This window comes from Rhizobium sophoriradicis, assembly GCF_025200795.1.
Classification (GTDB): domain Bacteria; phylum Pseudomonadota; class Alphaproteobacteria; order Rhizobiales; family Rhizobiaceae; genus Rhizobium; species Rhizobium sophoriradicis.
On sequence record NZ_CP104152.1, the window covers coordinates 258,814 to 272,831 of the forward strand.

The window sequence follows — 14,018 nt, forward strand, 5'->3', positions numbered from 1 at the left end:
CCACCGATTAGTTTTGTTCCGCACAAAGCGCAAGCGAATCGCCGCGCTGCAGCAGCTCCAAATGATCGACATCTACGAGGGCCTCTTCCAGTTGCTGCAGGGTCGGCGGCTTGACCATATAGGCGCGCGCGCCGAGGTTTCTGGCCCGCTGCATGTCGGTCTCGTCGCTTGAGGTGCTGAGAATGCAGACGGGAATCCGCTTCAGTCGGGCGTCGGCCGAAAGTGCGTTCAGCACCTCGAAGCCGTCCATGATCGGCATGTTGATGTCGAGCAGCATCAGGTCGATCTGCGGCAGGTCGGCTGTGCCGGCGCGCTCCTCGAGCAGCCGCATCGCCTCGCGTCCGTTGGTGGCGACATGCAGGTTGAAGGTCACCTTCTCCCGCCGCATCAGCTTGATCTTCAGAATCTGAATGTCGGCCGGGCTGTCTTCGACCAGCAGCACTTCGGCAAGCCTGCCGGAACCTTCGCCCGGCTGCTCCGCAGGCTTTGGGCTGGGCGGAGCGGCCGATGCGGCCGGCGGCGCGGGCCGCGCCGCGGCGAGCGGCATTTCGACGATGAAGGTGGCGCCGGACCCCTTCTCCGGTTCGCACCAGATCGAGCCGCCATGCAGCTGCGCGATGCGGCGGCAGATGGCAAGCCCAAGCCCGGTGCCCTCGATGCCGCGGCCGACCAGCCGCTTGAACGGCTGGAAGATCAGCTCGCGGTGCTGGGGATCGATGCCCGGTCCGTTGTCACGCACCGTCAGGCGGCAGGTATGGCCCTCTGCTTCACCTGAGATCGTCACCTCCGGAACCTTTTGATCGCAATAACGGATGGCATTTGACACCAGGTTCTGCAGAAGCTGGGTCAAAAGCGTCGCATCGCCCATGACCTCCGGCAGTGCGCCGCGAATGATCACGGCCCCGCGGCTCTCCATCTGCTGGCGCAGATTGTCTTCCACCTGGTTGAGCACATCCGACAGCGAGACCGGCGTCAGCTCCGGCCCGCCATAGGCTTCGAGCTTGGTGAAGCCTGAGACCTTGACGATCAGGTCTTCCATATGGTCGGCGGCGCTCAGCACGTAATCGAGCAGTTCCCGGTCTTCGGCCGGAAGTGCTGCGGAACCGTGCAGGATGCGGCTGAAGGATTTGATCGTCCTGAGCGGCTCCTTCAGATCATGGGCCATGGCGCGCGTGAAGATCTCGAGCGACTGCCGCTTCTGCTCCAGCTGTGCTTCCAGCATGCCGTGCATGATGGCGTTCTGAATGCAGCGGTGCAGCGTTTCGGGCGAAAGCGAATCCTTGGTGAGATAGTCGCGCGCACCGGCCTTCATCACTTCGACGGCGACGGTCTCGCTGCCCTGGCCGGTCAGCATGATGACATTGGCGACAGGATCGTCCTCCAATATATCGGCCAGCACGCCGAGCCCGTCGCGCCCGGGCAGCGAATAATCGAGCAGGATGCAGTCCGGCCGCTTGCGCCCGTTCAGCGCACGGCCCTCTTCGCCGGTCTCCGCCTCGACGACGGTATAGGCGGTGCTGGAGACGCGGCCCAATATGCGACGATAGACCTCGCGATCGTCGATATTGTCGTCGATGATGAGAATGCAGCAGTCTTCCGCCAAACCGTCAGTCCTCGAGCGGCAGGATGGCGATTTCGAACCAGTATTCCTTCAGTCGCTGGATCGCGGCGAAGAGGCCGTCGAGATCGACCGGCTTCTGCACATAGGTATTGGCGCCGAGCGCATAGCAGCCTTCGATGTCGCGCTCGTCGTCGGAGGTCGTCAGGATGACCACCGGAATCTTGCGCCAGCCGTCATTCGACTTGATCGCCTCCAGCGTCTTGCGGCCGTCAAGGCCGGGCATATTGAGATCGAGCAGGATCAGCCCGGGTTTCGGCACCATCGTTGCGAGCATGTCGAGCGCTTCCTGCCCGGAGGCCGCCCAACGGATCGAGTTGCGCAGGTTGGTGCGCTTGAAGGCGCGCATCGTCGCTTCGAAATCGTCTTCGCTGTCTTCGACGATGAGGATCGGTTGCGTGTCACGCTGCTGCATTCTGCCCCTCGCGCTTTTTTCCCAGGGTGAAATAGAATGTGGTGCCGGCGCCAACTTCGGATTCCAGCCAGATATCGCCGTTGTGCCGCGCGATGATCTTGCGGACGAAGGTGAGGCCTGCTCCGGTCCCGTCGTCGGAATCCTGCGACTTTTCGAGACGTTTGAAAATGCGGAAAATATCCTCATGGAACTCCCGGGGTATGCCTTTGCCGTTATCCCTAACGAAAAACACGTTGCGGGCAACCGTGCCGTCCTCGCCGACATAGCGTTCGAGATAGCCGATCGAGACCAGCGGCGCCGGCTTGTCGTTGTATTTGATCGCGTTGGTGATGAGATTGCGGAATACTTCGGTCAGCCGCGGCGCGTCGCAGACGACGTCCGGCAGCCGGCCTTCGATGACGACCTTGGCATGCCGCTCCTCCAGCAGCAGCTCCATCGTCGCGACCACATCCTTGACGATCAGACCGATATCGGCGCGTTTGACCGCCAGCTGCTGTCGCCCGAGCCGGGAGAAGTAAAGCAGGTCGTTGACGAGTTTTTCCATGCGCTGGCTGAGACGCACCAGACGGTTCAGGCGGCGCACGCCGTCATCGTCGAGCTTGTCCTCGTAGTCTTCGAGGAGAAAGCGGGAATGGTTGTGCAGGCCGCGCAGCGGCTCCTTCAGATCATGCGAGGCGATATAGGCGAATTCATCGAGGTCGTGGTTGCTGCGCTCGAGTTCGGCCGTATAGGCCTCGAGCTGGGCAAGCGTGGTTTTCATCCGCTCTTCCTGCCGGGCGCGCTCGCTGATGTCGCGAACGATGCCGACAAAGGTCTTTGTCTCACCGCTGACGACGACGCTGATCGAGACGTCGATCGGAAAGACGATGCCGTTCTTGCGCCGTCCTGAGACCATGCGCGTCGTGCCGATGATGCGTTCCTCGCCGGTCTGACGGTAATGGCCGAGATAGCCGTCATGCTCGGAATGATAGGGCTCCGGCATCAGCATCTTGATGTTCCGGCCGATCGTCTCCTGCGGCGAATAGCCGAACATGCTTTCGGCCGCCGGATTGAAACTCTTGATCGTTCCGCGTTCGTCGATGACGATGACGGCGTCGGGCGTGCTGCGCACCAATGCGCCGAAGCGGATGCGCTCGGCCTCGAGATTATGGTGGTTGCGCAGGAAATAGAAGACGAGGATCGCGATCAGCCAGAGCGTGGCGGCGGTGATCGTGCGGTTGGCGATCTCCTGCCAGAAGCCCGCTTCGTCGTGCCGGACGGCAAGGAAGCCGAGCATCAGCAGCACGGTGCAGGCAAAGGCGAAGAAGAGCGGCGCATTCCTGTTGCCGAACCAGAGGGCCGTCAACACCAGCGGCACGTAGAGAATGCCGTTGGCAAGGCCAAGCGGCGTATAGAGATCGACAAGAAGGCCGGTGAAGCAGACCGCCGCCGGGATCCAGAGCGGGATCTGCGCCCGGTTTGCCGGCTGCAGCCACCAGGAGCGGGCAAGAAGGCCCGAGCCGAAGAACACCAGGCCGATCGCCGTATGCAGCGCCATCGCCGCATAGGGCCCCCAGCGGTAGCCCTGTTCGGCATCGGTGACATAGCTGGCGAGCGCGATCATGCCGAGCGTGATGACGACGTAGCTGGTCAGCTCCTGGACCACCCGGCTTGTCGACGTCTCGATGTGGAGGGAGAGCAGCAGCGAAACATTGGCGATCAGGAAGACCAATGCCGTGTTGGGGCCCATGCCGCCGCCGATCTCGGCGATGAAGTCTGACGGAACCAAGAGGTGCGAGATCAGCACGTCGACATTGTGGAAACGCCGCCCGAGCGTGGCGATTTCCACGAGCCGGGCCGTCGCGATCGCTGCCGCAAACCCCGCCATCACCGTTGCCGCCATGCGAAAGCGGCGGTCGGCCAGCATCGAGGCGGCAAGCCCGGCGCCGGAAAGCACGAAGCAAAGCGCGGCATTGAAAGCCATCGACGGGAAACCGGGGATTAGCGAGATGACGATGGCGATCTGCAACAACCAGCCAGCCAGCGCGCTGGCGCCGAGTAGCAACATCAGGCAGCCGACAGCAATCGCGAAGGCGCGGTAGCGCCGCCTACGCTGATCCTGCAGGTCCACGTTGCCCTTATCCTGCACCCGTATATCCTCCGCCGGTTCGCGCCATTTTTTCCGAAATCGAGGAATACTCAATAGGCAGGCGAAGCCGCCGCCGCGCTTTTTGCGAAATGATTTTTCGATAAAACAGATCGAATTTTGGTGAAATCGCGATATCGTGCGAGCGAAGGACGGCGAGGTTCATTCGAACAATATCCAAATCATGGTGCTGGATGCCTACCATCGTTTACGTCGACGACAGCAGGGATGATCTCTTCTATCTCGACTATATCCGCAGGAAGCAGCAGATAGATGTCGATCTGTTCTGTTTTTCGACGGCCGAGACCGCGCTGGAAGCGCTGAAGCAGCGGGTGGCGGAAGGCTGGGCTCCACCGGAGCTGCTGGTCGCCGATCTCTATATGCCGCTCGACAGCGGCATCGGCCTGGTGAGCAAGTTGCGCGGCGACGATCGGTTCAGCGCAATGCGGCTTGCGATCTGCAGCGGATCGGATGCCGATGAGGATCGCGCCCGCGCGTTCGAGGCCGGCGCCGATTTTTACCTCGAGAAGCCGCTTGACCTTGCCGAGATCGTTCTCAATCTTGAAGTGTAGGAAACCGCGAAAACCGGTGGTCCTGGCGTTCGTTCGGGCGATATGACAAACCGCAATTGACAAGGCCGAGTGTGCATCCCAAGATGCAACCGAAACGAAGCGGACGGAATTAAAAATAAGCGCTGAGAGAACCGAATGGACCCGCGTTCGCCGCCACGAACTTCAGCCAACCCCTTAGCTAATGGGCCGATCGGCTCTCTCGCGCTTACGTCTGGCACTGCCTTCCCACATTCATGGATGTTGAACGCGTGAAGATTTACGATACCCAGGTAAGAACTACTGCCCCTCAGTATAATCTGCCCGTGCATCACCTGTAGTTGAGATAACTGATGATATCCGCCTTGCGTACCGAAAGTCCCCGTTTCGATATCTCTCATCAACCGTCTCGCAATTTTTGTAGCTCTTCGCCTTTAAGACGTATATCCCAAGATTTAGGGATTGGGGGCATGGCGGGAGGAGAGGAAGATTGGGAATGAGCAATGCCGCGGCAACTCCTTTTCATGCCGGGCCGGAGCTGAGCCGGGCAATCAACCGCACCGATTTTTTCCGTCTGCTAAAAGCGGCGGCGCAGCATTATCACTTCGACAATTTCGCGCTTGCCCGCATTTCCGAAGCTTCGGCTCCTTTCGGCGAACGCGATGTCGTCATCACCAGTGTCCCCGAGCGCCGCGTCGGCCTTTTTATCGCGACGTTGAAGGAGACGCTTGGAACTGTCCGGGCAAAGAGCGCCCAGTTCCTGGCAACTCCGGTGCATGGCAGAAGTGCTGAGCCGGATACCTATCCCTCCGATCGCCTGTTCAACGAGTTCCGCAGCGGCGTCTTCCTTTTCATTCCGCTGTTCACGCCGGAAGGGCGGCGATATTGCCTGGTGCTCAGCGGCGAGCGTGAGGAGCCGGATCAGGGCGAGATCGCCGACCTGCTTCTCGACGCCATGCGCATTTTCGACAAGCTCTACGAGGAAATCCTGACGCAGGAAATGTCCGGACGGCTCACCCAGCGCGAATCGGAAATCGTCAAATGGACGAGCGAAGGTAAAACCTCGGCGGAAATCGCCATCATCCTTGGTCTGTCCGAACACACGGTCAATTCGCATATCACCGCGGCCGCGCGCAAACTCGACGCGGTGAACCGCGTCCACATGGTGGCGATCGCCCTGAGAAACGGTTTGGTTTCGTGACAATGGACTTTGGGACTGGGGAAAATGAGATGACCAGCGAAACGGTCCGAAAGAATGCGGTAAAGGTTCTCTTTGTCGACGATGAATTCATCGAATTCCGCGCGCTCAAGAAGAAGATCGCCGAGCTCTCCGAGCCGCTGGTCGAGGTCGAATATTCGCCGTCGATCGGCGACGCGCTGGAAAAGATCCGCGCGGCGCGCTTCGATCTCATCCTGCTCGACAACCGCCTTCTGCCCAATGCCGATTTCCGCGAAACGGTGCCGGAGCTGCGCGGAATCGGCTATACCGGCCCGATCGGCGTCGTCTCGACCGATATATCCGGCGGCTATTTCCAGGAGTTTCCCGATTACGGCGTCGATTTCCGCATCGGCAAGGACGAAATCGACGCCCAGACGCTGCAGCACATCATCCGCGAATATGTGCACTATGACGTCCCGGATTTCTGGAAGGACGATTACAGCATTTAACGCATGTCGCCCCAGGACTGTGGGCGGTTTGCCGCCTCAAGAAACCGGAAGGCGGATGGTGAAGCGGCTGCCGCTTTCGTCCGAATGTTCGAGGCTGAGATCCCCGCCAAGCGCCTTCAGAAGCTCCTGCGCCGTCGGCAGTCCGAGGCCGGCGCCCGCGACCGCTCCCGCCTTCGGCAATTTCCAGAACGGCTCGAAGATCCGCTCCCGATAGGCGGGGTCGATGCCGGTGCCGTTGTCGGAAACCCGGATCAACCAATTCTCCCCCTTCTGCTCCGCCGTGATCGCCACATGCGGCGGCGATGAACGGCGATAGGTGAGGGCGTTGGAAATGAGCTGCCTCAGCACCAGGCCGAAAAGGGCAGGGTCGGTGCGGATGGAGGGCAGGCCCCGGCAGGCAAGCGTCGCGTCGTGCGCCCCTGTTTCATCGATCAGTTCGGGCCAGACCTGTTCGGCCAGCGCCTGCAGGTTGACGGCTTCGGGCGTCACCTGAGGCGCGCCACCGGCAAGGCTCATCAATGCCTTGGTCAGGCGCTGCGCGGCCTGCGCCTTTTCCATGATCATCCTCAGGCTCTGAAGCTGTTCGTCGTCGAGCGTCTCCTCGAGATCGTCGAGCAGCAACTCGGCATACATGGCGATATGGCGAAGCGGCGATTGCAGGTCGTGCGAGGCGGTTGCGAGAAAACGTTTGATGCGCTCTTCGTTGTCGCCGGCAATATTGGTGTCAAGCGGTCTCGTCGGGTTGGATGACATCTGGCGGTTTCCCCGATCTCTGCTGCGGTGCCGCGCATCTTTTTCCAACGCGCAACGGACGCTGTAATATCTTGAATTGCTGCATAATTTTTTCCTGGCAATAGGCAACAATAAAAACAGGGCGCCGGTTCTGCAACCGGCGCCCCGTTCAAGGATGCGTTAACAGCTGGTTTCAGCCTGCCGATGTGCGCGAGCGGCCCTCTTCCGGCGGGATGATGTCGACGCCCGCATCGGTTGCCGGCGCCTTCGCGTGGCGACGGCGCCAGTCGCCGAGGAAGAGCAGGATGGGTGCGGCAATGAAGATCGACGAGGCGCCGGCAACCAGAATGCCGAATACCATCGGGATCGCGAAGCTCGATACGGCGCTGCCGCCCCAGATTGCCATCGGCACCAGCGCGAGGAAGGCCGTCGCATTGGTGTAAAGGCTTCGCGCCAGGGTCTCGTTGATCGACTTGTCGATGATCTCGCGCAGCGGCATCGACTTGTAGAGCCGCATATTTTCGCGCATGCGGTCATAGACGACGACCTTGTCGTTCACCGAGTAGCCGACCAGCGTCAGGATGGCGGCGATGGCCGTCAGGTTGAAGTCTAGGCCGGTGATCGCGAAGAAGCCGATCGCCTTGGTGACGTCGAGCACCAATGTGACGATGGCGCCGACGGCAAACGGCCATTCGAACCGCACCCAGATATAGATCAGCATCGCCAAGCTGGCGATCACCACCGACAGAATGCCGGCCGAGGCAAGCTCGCCGCTGACCTTCGGACCGATGACGTCGGTGCCTTCGACGGTGGCGGTCGGATCGATCTTGGCGACTTCGGCCTTCAGCTTGGTGACCGCCGCGGTCTGCGCCTCTTCGCCGCCCTCCTGGCGCTGCGCGCGAACGAGAATGCTGTTGTTGCCGCCGAAGGACTGCAGCGTGATTTCGCCGAGGCCGAGACTGTCCAGACCTTCGCGGAACTTCGCCAGATCGGCCGTCCCTTGCGTCTTGACGGACATCTGGATGCCGCCGCGGAAGTCGACGCCGTAGTTGAGGCCGGGATAGATGAAGAGCGCAACGGAGGCGATCGAAAGCAGCGCCGAAACGGTGACGCCGAAGAAGCGCGCCTTCATGAACTGGATGTGCTTGTCGTAAGGGCTGAAGGGGATCAACGGCCGGATGTTCAGCACCTTGAATTTGCGGCGGCGGGTAATCTCGATCATCGCGACGCGAACGAAGGCGACCGAGGTGAACATCGAGATGATCAGGCCGAGCGCCATGGTCACCGCAAAGCCGCGAACCGGCCCGGAACCGAAAAAGAACAGGATGCTCGCCGCGATCAGGGCCGTCATATTGCCGTCGATAATCGTCGAATAGGCACGGTTGAAGCCCGTATCGATGGCGGCAAAGGCGCCTCTGCCCTTGCGGGTCTCTTCACGGATACGCTCATTGATGAGAACGTTCGCGTCGACCGCGAGGCCGATGCCGAGAACGACACCGGCAATGCCCGGCAGCGTCAGTGTTGCGCCGACCAGCGTCAGAGCCGAGAGGGTCAGGATCGTGTGGATCAGCAGCGCCACATTCGCCAGGATGCCCCAGGTGCCGTAAAGAACGAAGATGAAGACTGCGACAAGGACGAAGCCGACAATGCCGGAGTAGAGGCCCATCTTGATGGCATCAGCGCCGAGATCGGCGCCGACGGTGCGCTCCTCGATCACGGTCAGCTTGGCGGGCAGGGCGCCGGCGCGCAGCATGGCGGCAAGCGTCGTGGCGCTGTCGGCCGAGAAGTTGCCGGATATCTGGCCGGAACCGCCGGTGATCGGCTCGCGGATGACGGGCGCGCTCAGCACCTTGTTGTCGAGGACGATGGCGAAGGGATTGCCGACATTCTGCCGGGTGATTTCGGCAAAGCGAGTGGAACCGGCGCTGTCGAAGCGGAAGCTGACGATCGGTTCGCGCGTGTTCGGGTCGAAGCTGACGCGGGCATCCGAGAGACGGTCGCCGGAGATTTCGACACGGTCGAGAACAGCATGGGTCCGGCCTTCGTCGTCCTGCATCATCGTGACGCCGGGGCCGGGCTGGTTGTTCGGCGACAGCATGTGGAACGACATCTTCGCCGTGGAGCCGAGAAGCTGGCGCAGCCGCGTCGGATCCTGCGCGCCGGGCAGCTGCACGAGCACGCGATTGGCGCCGATGCGCTGAATGGTCGGCTCTGAGACGCCGACCTGGTCGACGCGCTGGCGGATGACTTCCAAGCTCTGCTGGACGGCGTTGTCGACATTGGCGGAGATGCCGGCCGGCGAGAAGCCGACGGTGATGGTGGCGCCGTTCGCCGTGACATCAAGATCCGCCTGGCCGGCGCTGAGGCCGGTGCTGATCGGGTTGGCGAGCGTCTTGAGTTCGGTGACCGCCGCATCGCTCTGCGCGGCGTCGGCGAGCGTCACGACGATCTGATTCTGGCTGCGCACGACGGCTTTCGGCTGGATGCCCTTTTCGCGCAGGACGCGGCGGGCATCCTGAAGCAGCGATTGCAGCCGCTCCTTGGTCAGGTCCGCCTCGTCGACTTCCAGAACGAGGTGCGAACCGCCGCGAAGGTCGAGGCCGAGCGACACCTGCTCATGCGGCAGCCATGCGGGGATGCGCTGAAGGACGGACTGCGGCAGGGCGTTCGGCAGGGCGATCAATAGGCCGATCACGATGATCACCGAATAGGTGAACACCAGCCAGGGTGAATTGCGCATGTTGTATTCCTTAGATAATCGAGGGCCGGCGCTCGGGCGCAGGCGGCATGTCGTCAATGCTCGGAAGCGCCGCTCGGCGCCATGTCAGGCGGCGGCCGGCGGTGCGCGCGGCTGATGGGCCCTGAAAACTGAAGCATGAAGCGGAGCTTCGAATGCCGGGAGAGGAACGGCGCTGTTCCAGCCGGCGAAATCGATAGCCGGGGCAGCGGCAAGGGCAGGCGACCCGGCGTCGTAGGCGGCCTGTTTCGGCGCAAGCTTGCGCTCGGCGGCAAGCACCCCGCGCACGGCATCGCGCGCGCTCAGTTGCGGCGGCTGCGGATCGCGGCCGGACGAGGAAAGCGTATTGACGGCGGTGGCCGGCGCAATGATGAGATTGCCGCCGAAAAGCAGGCCGAGATAGGCAAGGGCGGCGAAGAGCAGGGAAGCAGCGATACGGTTCGTCAGACGGCGCTGGTCCAGCTCCATCTCCTCCGTCCCGGCAATGTCACTCCCGTATCGGCTCAAAAGCGCGCCAATCTTTCATTCTCTTTCCGGCGGAGGGTCATCCGTCGGGACAATTGTATCAGGCCCATCACTGTCTTCATAGGCCACACTCTCATGATGCACTTGAGCGAGCCGGTCAACCATGCCCAGTGCGATTTCGCGTTCGCCCATGATGACGGTGTCGGCGCCATATTGCTTCAGCGCATCGACTTCGGCGTCGGAATGGGCGCGGGCGACGATGAGAATGGATGGATTGGCGCTGCGTGCCTGCTCGGCGATGCGGCAGGCTTCGAAGGCGTTCGGGATGGCGATGGCAATGCTGCGCGCCGCCGGCAGATTGGCGAGATCGAGCGTCTCGGTGGCCGCGGCATTGCCCATGAAAGCTTCGATGCCCTGGGCTTGCAGCTCGCCGACGCGCTTGTCGGAATCCTCGATGACGAGGAAGGGCGTGCCCGCCGATTTCAGGTTCTGCCCGACGATTCTGCCGACCCGCCCGTAACCGACGACAACGGCATGACCGTGGAGGCCGCTCGGATGCACCTCGTCATCTTCGGCCGGCGCCGTTTCCTCGGCGGGCGCAATCGCGCGCTCGGCCTGGCTCTCCTCGTGTCTCGCGCCTTCGAGCAGCGGGCGCATGCGGTCGCAGAGGAAGAACAGCAGCGGATTGAGGATGATCGAGATGATGGCGCCGGCCAGGATCAGGTCGCGGCCTTCCTCCGGCAACAGCCCGAGATCGACGCCGAGGGCGGCCAGGATGAAGGAGAACTCGCCGATCTGGCCGAGGCTCGCCGAAATCGTCAGCGCCGTGCCGAGCGGCTTCTTGAAGGCGAGCACGATCAGCAAGGCGGCGACGGATTTGCCGATGACGATGATGAAGATGGTGGCGATGATCGGCAGCGGCCTGTCGATCAGGATGTTCGGATCGAACAGCATGCCGACCGAGACGAAGAAGAGCACGGCGAAGGCATCGCGCAGCGGCAGGCTTTCCTGGGCGGCGCGATGGCTCAGCTCGCTTTCGGCCAGTACCATTCCGGCGAAGAAGGCCCCGAGCGCCAGCGACACGCCAAAAAGCTTGGCCGCGCCGAAGGCGACGCCGAGTGCGATGGCCAGCACGCCAAGCCGGAAGAGCTCGCGCGAGCCGGTATGGGCGATGCGATGCATCATCCAGGGAATGAGCTTACGGCCGAAAACCAGCATCAGCGCCACGAACAGCGCCACCTTCACCAGCGTCATGGCGATCATGCCGCCGATGCCGAGGTCGAGTCCGAACAGGAGGTTCAGTCCGGCCGAGAGCGGCTCGGCGGGAGCGTGACCCTCGCCGCCGATGCCTGCAGCCGCCGGGATCAGCACCAGGGCCAGCACCATGGCGAGGTCTTCGACAATCAGCCAGCCGACGGCGATCCGGCCGCGCTCGGTCTCCACCAGCCGCCGCTCCTGCAGCGCTTTCAACAGCACGACGGTGGAGGCGACCGAAAGCGCCAATCCGAACACCAGGCTGCCGCCGGTCGGCCACCCCATCATGGCGCCAAGCCCCCAACCGAGCAGCGTCGCGAAGGCGATCTGCGCGATCGCGCCGGGCAGCGCGATGCCGCGCACCGACATCAGGTCTTTCAGCGAGAAATGCAGTCCGACGCCGAACATCAGCAGGATAACGCCGATTTCGGCAAGCTCTGGCGCAAGGTTCTGGTCGGCCACGTAACCTGGCGTATGCGGCCCGACCAGCACGCCGGCGATGAGATAACCGACGAGCGGCGGCATGCGCAGCCGATGGGCAAATGCACCGAAGATGAAAGCCAGCACGAGGCCGCCGACGATTGTCGAGATCAAGGGCGTATCGTGCGGCATCATTGTCTCCCGATCTGGAAATCTCGCGCAAACTATGACATATATGGTCTATATCAACCAATATGGGTAACTTGAAATCATGGGTCAAGGCGCAAGGGCGACAATTCTCACGCCCGCTCTCTGCCGCGCGGCGCGCGGCCTGCTCGACTGGACCCAGGCTGATCTGGCCGATAGGGCCGCGGTTTCGCGCAGCACCATCCGCGATTACGAGGGACGCCACCACGACATCCATCGCGCGACGGAGGCGCAGCTGCGCCTCGCCTTCGAAGAGGGCGGCGTCAGGTTCGTCGAAATAGAAGGCGCGGGCACCGGCCTCTGCCTGCCCGATCGGCAGGATTAAACCGGTCTCAAGGCGCCAGGCAGGTGGCCGAGACTTTGTAGATATAGAGCGTCTTGCCCTTGTAGTAGCCTGCGGGCGGCTGCCAGCTCTTCAGCACTTCGGGCGTTTCTGATGCGCAGGCGAGGGGACCGTCGGTCAGGAAAAGCACCTTGCCGGTGGTCTCTGCGGGCAGGGCGAATTCCTGCTCGTAATAGCTCTCCGGAAGGCCTGCCGGCGCCCGCGCATAGATCCGGTAGGATGCGTCGCGCAGCGTATAGAAAAGATCGGCGACCATGTCGCGGTTATCAGTGACGATGATATCGGTGCCGGCCTGATTTGCGAGCGCTGCGGCCTCGCGACTGACCTCGGCGCGGCCGAGATAACGCTTCATCAATTCGTCGCCGTTGGGTAACAACAGCTGCTGCGGAAAGATCGTCGCCAGCGGAAACAGCAGGCTTGCGATGCCGTTGATGGTGAGCGACAGCCTCAGCCCCTTCGGCCACAACCGATAAAGCAGCCAGACGGCGAGGATCGTCCCGGCGACATAGGCGGTCACGGCCCAGTTGGCATAGGCCTTGGCGACCGTCGCCTGCAGGGTGATGAGCACCACCACCGGCATCGACAGCCAGACCAGCATCTTCTCGCGGTCGTCGCTCCGGCCCTTGATCATGCGGTAGACCGCCCAGAGGATCGCGAAGAAGATGATCGGCCCGACGACGCCGAACTGCGCGGAGAAGAATTCAAGCCCGCGACGGAGATTGATGCCGAGGTCGCTCCAGTGGGCGATATCCTGCGTATGGCGAACCGTCGTATTGTCGTGTTGCAGGTTCCACCAGAGGTTCGGCAAGGCAACGACCGCCGCGACCGCGACGGCGATGATGAAATCCCGAATGGCGATGCGCGCCGCCGGAATGAGAAGCAGGGCGAGTGCGCCGCCCGGCACAACGAACAGCACGGCATATTTCGTCAGGAAGGCGAGGCCGACCCCGAGGCCCATGACGAGCGCCAACCCGACTGAGCGCCGCTGCGTCAGGCCGAAATAGGCAAGCAGGGCGAGGGCGATGAAGAACAACAGGATGACATCGGTCGAGAAGAACACCGAGGAAAGCGCCACGCCCGGCAGCGTGATATAGGTGGCGCCCGTCCAGCCTTCGATCTCCGGTCCGACGAAACGTTTTGCCACCTTCATCAGCACCAGTGCCGCCGCCATATGGATCAGCGGTCCGAGCAGCCTGATCGAGTAGGTGGCGTTTGAGCCGGAAAATTCGGTCATCGCCCGGATCACCCAGGCGATCATCGGCGGCTTGGAATAGTAGCCGAGATCGAGATTCTGCGCCCAGAACCAGTACTGCGCCTCGTCGACAAATAGGTCCGTCGCATCGAAATTGAGCGTGACGACGCGCCAGAGCGTGAAGCCGAGAACGATGAGAAGACCAGATCTGGGGGACATGAACTTAAGTGTTCCGCTGACATGAAAGGCGCGAGTGCGATTACACCAAAGGCGCCGGACTGCCAACGGGCAAGG

General features: G+C 62.1%; 13 protein-coding genes. 4 read left to right on the forward strand and 9 right to left on the reverse strand.

Translation table 11 applies throughout. From position 1 onward, the window contains the following. Nucleotides 1–7: 7 nt before the first annotated feature. Genes N2597_RS01290 through N2597_RS01305 form a run of 4 tightly spaced genes read right to left on the reverse strand, consistent with a single transcriptional unit; the run spans nt 8 to nt 4,324 of the window. Nucleotides 8–1,603: a response regulator gene (locus N2597_RS01290; RefSeq protein ID WP_183597518.1), complete on the reverse strand. Its 1,596-nt coding sequence runs from the start codon at nt 1,601–1,603 to the stop codon at nt 8–10. A gap of 4 nt (nt 1,604–1,607) precedes the next feature. Beyond that, on the reverse strand, nt 1,608–2,033 hold the full coding sequence (locus tag N2597_RS01295) for a response regulator (RefSeq protein ID WP_064681164.1): 426 nt from the start codon (nt 2,031–2,033) through the stop codon (nt 1,608–1,610). Then, nucleotides 2,020–4,161 (reverse strand): PAS domain-containing sensor histidine kinase, encoded by a 2,142-nt coding sequence (locus tag N2597_RS01300; RefSeq protein ID WP_183736556.1) that lies wholly within the window; start codon nt 4,159–4,161, stop codon nt 2,020–2,022. The genes N2597_RS01295 and N2597_RS01300 overlap by 14 nt, the downstream gene beginning before the upstream one ends. Beyond that, nucleotides 4,151–4,324: a hypothetical protein gene (locus N2597_RS01305; protein WP_170961361.1), complete on the reverse strand. Its 174-nt coding sequence runs from the start codon at nt 4,322–4,324 to the stop codon at nt 4,151–4,153. The genes N2597_RS01300 and N2597_RS01305 overlap by 11 nt, the downstream gene beginning before the upstream one ends. 28 nt (nt 4,325–4,352) lie before the next feature. On the opposite strand from N2597_RS01305, the gene N2597_RS01310 reads away from it, so the two are divergent. The 3 genes from N2597_RS01310 to N2597_RS01320 all read left to right on the forward strand — a co-directional run bounded on the left by N2597_RS01310 (nt 4,353) and on the right by N2597_RS01320 (nt 6,374). Beyond that, nucleotides 4,353–4,730 (forward strand): response regulator, encoded by a 378-nt coding sequence (locus tag N2597_RS01310; RefSeq protein WP_038686835.1) that lies wholly within the window; start codon nt 4,353–4,355, stop codon nt 4,728–4,730. A gap of 472 nt (nt 4,731–5,202) precedes the next feature. Then, nucleotides 5,203–5,907, forward strand: coding sequence for a helix-turn-helix transcriptional regulator (locus N2597_RS01315; protein ID WP_009992967.1), 705 nt, complete (start codon nt 5,203–5,205; stop codon nt 5,905–5,907). 29 nt (nt 5,908–5,936) lie between these two features. Beyond that, nucleotides 5,937–6,374, forward strand: a complete 438-nt coding sequence (locus N2597_RS01320; RefSeq protein WP_010058279.1) for a response regulator — start codon at nt 5,937–5,939, stop codon at nt 6,372–6,374. Between the two features lie 36 nt (nt 6,375–6,410). On the opposite strand, the gene N2597_RS01325 is transcribed toward N2597_RS01320, so the two are convergent. The 4 genes from N2597_RS01325 to ybaL form a co-directional block, all read right to left on the reverse strand. Next, nucleotides 6,411–7,127 (reverse strand): sensor histidine kinase, encoded by a 717-nt coding sequence (locus N2597_RS01325; RefSeq protein WP_096763644.1) that lies wholly within the window; start codon nt 7,125–7,127, stop codon nt 6,411–6,413. 172 nt (nt 7,128–7,299) lie between these two features. Next, nucleotides 7,300–9,846, reverse strand: a complete 2,547-nt coding sequence (gene secD, locus N2597_RS01330; protein WP_106796811.1) for a protein translocase subunit SecD — start codon at nt 9,844–9,846, stop codon at nt 7,300–7,302. A gap of 84 nt (nt 9,847–9,930) precedes the next feature. Next, the gene (locus N2597_RS01335) at nt 9,931–10,311 is read right to left on the reverse strand and encodes a hypothetical protein (protein WP_039623014.1); all 381 of its coding nucleotides are present in this window, start codon (nt 10,309–10,311) and stop codon (nt 9,931–9,933) included. Nucleotides 10,312–10,365: 54 nt separating this feature from the next. Further along, a complete protein-coding gene (gene ybaL, locus N2597_RS01340) occupies nt 10,366–12,174 on the reverse strand; it encodes a YbaL family putative K(+) efflux transporter (protein WP_086155911.1) in 1,809 nt (602 codons plus the stop codon). Nucleotides 12,175–12,253: 79 nt separating this feature from the next. On the opposite strand from ybaL, the gene N2597_RS01345 reads away from it, so the two are divergent. Continuing rightward, complete coding sequence (locus N2597_RS01345; protein ID WP_009990767.1) at nt 12,254–12,514, forward strand: helix-turn-helix transcriptional regulator; 261 nt, start codon at nt 12,254–12,256, stop codon at nt 12,512–12,514. 7 nt (nt 12,515–12,521) lie between these two features. Here N2597_RS01345 and N2597_RS01350 read toward each other — a convergent pair whose 3' ends face one another. Beyond that, the gene (locus tag N2597_RS01350) at nt 12,522–13,943 is read right to left on the reverse strand and encodes an ArnT family glycosyltransferase (protein ID WP_086155912.1); all 1,422 of its coding nucleotides are present in this window, start codon (nt 13,941–13,943) and stop codon (nt 12,522–12,524) included. Between the last annotated feature and the right edge of the window lie 75 nt (nt 13,944–14,018).